Annotated in this window: 1 protein-coding gene; it reads right to left on the bottom strand. The window is 66.2% G+C overall.

From position 1 onward, the window contains the following. Positions 1–89 precede the first annotated feature (89 nt). Positions 90–539: TIGR04283 family arsenosugar biosynthesis glycosyltransferase (locus tag CKO31_RS26420; protein ID WP_200243996.1), on the bottom strand; the 450-nt coding region annotated here is incomplete at its 5' end.

Here is a 539-nt window from a genome sequence, read left to right as displayed (position 1 = left end):
CGGTCAAGACCGCAAGCGCCAGCCTTGGGTCGGCGCCCGCGGATGAAGCATACTCTCTCGCGGGAGGGCCTGCGTCGACGCTTGAGGGCTCAGTACGACGGGTCGGCGCCCCGATAGCGTTGCGCCAGCCGCACCGGATCAGCCCCTAGGGCATAGGCGGTGCGCAGCCACCACATCAGCAGAACCGTACGCCAGACGCCGTCTCGCTCCCAGCGCCGGCTGGATGTAACCAGCCTTATTCCGAGGCAGGCCGGCCGCTGGCGCCTGCGCAGCCGTCGGGACAAAGCGATGTCCTCCATTAACGGAATGTCCGGATAACCGCCAACCGACCGGAACAGCGCGCGCGTGACGAACAAGCCCTGATCACCCGTAACGATCCCGCTGAGGCACGAGCGCAGGTTCATCGTCCGCTCGACGATGCGCAGCAGGGGTCTTTTTCCCGACAGCCGTACATCGAAGCGACCCCATGCCCTTCCTGAGGCAACCGCTGTATCGATCAGCGCCGCTGCATCGGCGGGGACGCGTGTATCGGCGTGCAG

The organism is Thiohalocapsa halophila (assembly GCF_016583825.1).
Lineage (GTDB): Bacteria > Pseudomonadota > Gammaproteobacteria > Chromatiales > Chromatiaceae > Thiohalocapsa > Thiohalocapsa halophila.
The sequence above is the reverse complement of the archived record's forward strand: the minus strand, read 5'-3'. Positions and strand labels throughout refer to the sequence as shown.